Here is a 3,950-nt window from a genome sequence, read left to right on the forward strand (position 1 = left end):
TGACGCTGCCGTAGCCATGATGCTCTTGCCCGGCCCGGTCGGATTGATTGGTGTTCGACGCTGCATTGCTGGTGTTCCGCGTCATGATCCTCCTCCTTTTGGCTGGGCGACGCACCGGGGAGTCCGGGGTCGTACTGAAATTGCGATTCCTGATATGCCGGCTGGATGCCGGAACAGATTCATATGGCCGGGTCCTTGAGCCGGTCCTCGAACGCTTAGGGAGTCTATGCCATTGGTGTGGCTTTCCAGCTCCCATGGTCATAATGTGTCATGCTAGTTGACAAATCTTTCATAGCGATTCCGGATCCCCGCTCAAATCCATCTCTTTCAGGGGAACGATACGGGTATGGTATCGGATCTTGTAGCCCAGGTAGAGCGCAAGCACCAGGGGCACGCTGATGTAGGTGACGCCGATCTCCTGCCAGTTCCAGTTGACGAAGGCCTCGATGTTCTGCCCGCCGATGACGATGATGCACAGAATCAGGGCCAGGATGGGCCCCAGGGGGAAGAGCTTGGCATGGTAGCGCAGCTCCTCAACCCGGTGGCCCTGGACCACCCAGGCGCGGCGGAAGCGATAGTGGCTGAGTGCGATGCCGATCCAGACGATGAATCCGGTGAGCCCCGAGGCGGCCACCAGCCACATGTAGATTCGCTGGCCGAAGATGCTGGCGGCGAAGGTAGCCAGGGAGACCACGAGAGTGGCGACTAGCGAGGCCATGGGGATGCCGTGTCGGGTGGTGTGCCCGAAGAAGGCCGGGGCGTAATGGTCCTTGGCAAGGGCGTAGAGCATCCGGGTGGAGGCGTAGACCCCTGAGTTGGCGGACGAGAGGACCGAGGTCAGGATGATGGCGTTCATGACGCTGGCTGCCGAGGCCAGGCCGGCCCGCTGGAAGACCAGGGTGAAGGGCGACATGGCGATGTCCCCCTCGGCGGAGCTCAGCAGATTAGGGCTGGTGTAGGGGATCAGCGCAGCGATGACGAAGATGGACAAAATATAAAAGAGCAGGATCCTCCAGAAGACGTCATTGATGGCCTTGGGAACCGCCTTGCCGGGGTTTTCGGACTCGCCGGCCGTGACGCCGATCAGCTCGGTGCCCTGGAAGGAGAAGCCTGCAATCAAAAAGACGTTGAGAATGGCGGGGAATCCGCCCACGAAAGGAGCATCCTTGTAGGTGAAGTTGCCCAGGCCCACGGCCGGGCGGAACATGATGCCGCAGATCATGGCCAGACCGATGACCAGGAAGACAATCACCGTCACCACCTTGATCAGGGAGAGCCAGAACTCGGTCTCGCCAAAGGTGGACACGGTCAGGGCGTTGATCAGGAAAATGACCACCAGGACCAGCAGGCTCCAGATCCATCCTGGGGTGTGGGGCAGCCAGTACTGGATCAGCAGGGCGGCGGTGGAGATGTCCACAGCCACGGTGATGGCCCAGTTCAGCCAGTAGTTCCAGCCCATGGCGAAGCCCAGTGCCGGATCCACATAGCGGGCGTTGTAAGCGGCGAAGGAGCCGGAAGTGGGCAGGTGGGTGGCCAGTTCGCCCAGGCTGGTCATCAGGAAGTAGACCATGAGGCCCATGGCCGCGTAGGCCACCAGCGCGCCTCCCGGTCCGGCCTTGGCAATAGTGGAGCCGGAAGTCATGAACAGGCCGGTGCCGATGCAGCCGCCCAGGGCGATCATGGTGACGTGTCGGGTCTTGAGGTTGCGTTGGACCCGGTCGTCGGATGTGGAGGGGCTGACCTTTCCGCCCTGCCTGGTCGCCATGACTGCTCTTCTCCTCGAACTGACCTGAGAGCCCTATGACGACGGTTCCGGCCAGTTCCGCTCAGGCGGAATCCAGGCGGGTTGCCTGTCTGTGACACTGCACATAGCGCTCCGCAACATGGGGTTGCGACAGTCCCGGACCTGTTCGACCCGGGCCCAACGGGACGGATGGGCGGATCCGTGCCGTTTCGGCCGAACTTCCTTTCGCCGGGAATACGCGACACCGTACTGTCTGATCCCGGTTACTGATAGGTTCGGCGACCTCTTCAGTGATTTGCAATTACCGGTCAGCATAGAGGGATTCTCAGACAAGGCCCAAACGGATCCCTTGTCTTCGATGATCGATAGGCAAATCTGCAATGTTCCTGGCCACGCTGGGCGGTCCTGGTCGCGCCGGTTGACTGTCTTAGGATAAGTATGAATTCGTTAGGAAAGAAGGCAGCGACTGATGAAGGTCGACGACATCAAGGTAATCGGCAATATCGGGGCGGGCACCATGGGGCATGCCACGGCGCTCCAGTTCGCCATGCGGGGGTATCCGGTCCGGCTGGTGGACTCCAGTCGCCAGGCCCTGGACCGGGGGAGGGGATTGATCGAGCATGATCTGGATACTTTCATCGGTGCTGGTCTGATTTCCCAGGATCAGAGGGAGAGCGTGCTGGATCGGATTCAGGAGGATACTGATTACGGCATTCTGGCTGATGCCGACTTTGTCATCGAATCCGTCTTGGAAGACATGGATGTCAAGCACCAGGTTTGGCAGCAGGTGGAGACCATAGTTGGAGAGCAGACCATTCTGGCCACTAACACCTCGGGACTGGGGCCCACTGAGATCGCCTCGGTACTGCAGCATCCTCAGCGGTTCCTGGTTGCCCACTTCTGGAATCCCGCCCAGCTCATGCCCCTGGTCGAGGTGGTGCCTGCTGCGGACACCGACCAGGGCGTGGTGGATACCACGGTTGAACTCATGAACCATATCGGCAAGCATGCCGTAGCGCTGTCCACGGAATCGCTCGGGTTCGTAGGCAACCGCATCCAGGCGGCCGTTATTCGAGAGTGCCTGAATATCGTGGAACGGGGCATCGCCACCCCGCAGGCCGTGGATGAGATCGTCACCTACAGCCTGGGTCGGCGGTGGAGCATCCTTGGGCCCATCGCCAGCGCTGATTTGGGAGGGTTGGATGTCTTCGACAATATCTCCAAGTACCTCTACGACGATTTGGACAACCTTCCTGGCGAGGACCCGATCTTGAAGGCCAAGGTTCAGACAGGGCGGCTAGGCGCCAAGAGCGGTCAGGGGTTCTATTCCTGGCAGGGGGCCCAGAGTCAAGCCATGATCGCCGACCGCGACCAGCGGCTGCTGGAGGCGCTGGTCGCGGACCGCAAAAAGGAGAAAGACCGCTGAGTTCTTCCGCTTATATCACTGCCGCGCTCGCCCCTGAGTCAGCTGGTAGGCCACCAGCAGGACGATCAGCCAGATGGGCCCGGCGATGACGGCCACCCGGTAGCTGGGCGAGAAGCACATGAGCACCACGATCATGGCCAGGAAGGCCAGGACCGCCCAGGGGGTTACCCGGGCAAAGGGCAGCTTGAAGTGCAGGGCGTTCAGAGCGCCCTCGCCGGTCTTGCCCGCCAGGTCGCCGGGGCCTTCACCGCAGGCAACAGCACGCCGGAAGAGCATCTCGGTCACCATAATCATGGACCAATTGATGATGGCCGAGATCGTGGCGATGCTCATCAGGTAGTTGAAGGCGAACTGGGGCCAGAGGAAGACCACGACCACCGCCAGGGCGATGATGCAGGCCGAGGTCAGCACTCCTGCGTAGGGCACGCCGCCCTTGGACAGCCGTCCCAGGTACTTGGGGGCATTGCCCTGCCGGGCCAGGGAGAAGAGCATGCGGGAGTTGGAGTAGAGGGCCGAGTTGTAGACGCTCATGACCGCTGTCAGACAGACGAAGTTGAGGATGCCTGCGGCTGCATGGACTCCAACCGAGTCGAAGATCTGGACGAAGGGGCTGACGACCATGCCTTGCGCGTTGGGCTTGCCGATGGCATTCCAGGGGACTACGGCCATGATCACCCCAAGCGTCAGGATGTAGAAGACCAGAATCCTCCAGATGATGGCGTTGGTGGCCTTGGGGATGGTCCGACGGGGATCGGAGGCCTCCCCGGCGGTGATGCCGAT

Annotated in this window: 3 protein-coding genes and 1 riboswitch; of the genes, 1 reads left to right on the forward strand and 2 read right to left on the reverse strand. The window is 61.1% G+C overall.

What is annotated here, in order from left to right; translation table 11 throughout:
- Nucleotides 1–289: 289 nt before the first annotated feature.
- Nucleotides 290–1,681 (reverse strand): amino acid permease, encoded by a 1,392-nt coding sequence (locus tag AC0AP0_RS09760; RefSeq protein ID WP_490430323.1) that lies wholly within the window; start codon nucleotides 1,679–1,681, stop codon nucleotides 290–292.
- A 180-nt stretch (nucleotides 1,682–1,861) separates the two neighbouring features.
- Nucleotides 1,862–2,040, reverse strand: a riboswitch (Lysine riboswitch).
- Nucleotides 2,041–2,213: 173 nt separating this feature from the next.
- On the opposite strand from AC0AP0_RS09760, the gene AC0AP0_RS09765 reads away from it, so the two are divergent.
- Nucleotides 2,214–3,170 carry a 3-hydroxyacyl-CoA dehydrogenase family protein gene (locus tag AC0AP0_RS09765; protein ID WP_490430321.1) on the forward strand — a complete coding sequence of 319 codons (957 nt, stop codon included), beginning with the start codon at nucleotides 2,214–2,216 and terminating at the stop codon, nucleotides 3,168–3,170.
- Nucleotides 3,171–3,185: 15 nt separating this feature from the next.
- Here AC0AP0_RS09765 and AC0AP0_RS09770 read toward each other — a convergent pair.
- Nucleotides 3,186–3,950: amino acid permease (locus AC0AP0_RS09770; protein ID WP_490430322.1), on the reverse strand; the 765-nt coding region annotated here is incomplete at its 5' end.

It is taken from the genome of Bifidobacterium sp. POST2/T3 (B1) (genome assembly GCF_058197115.1).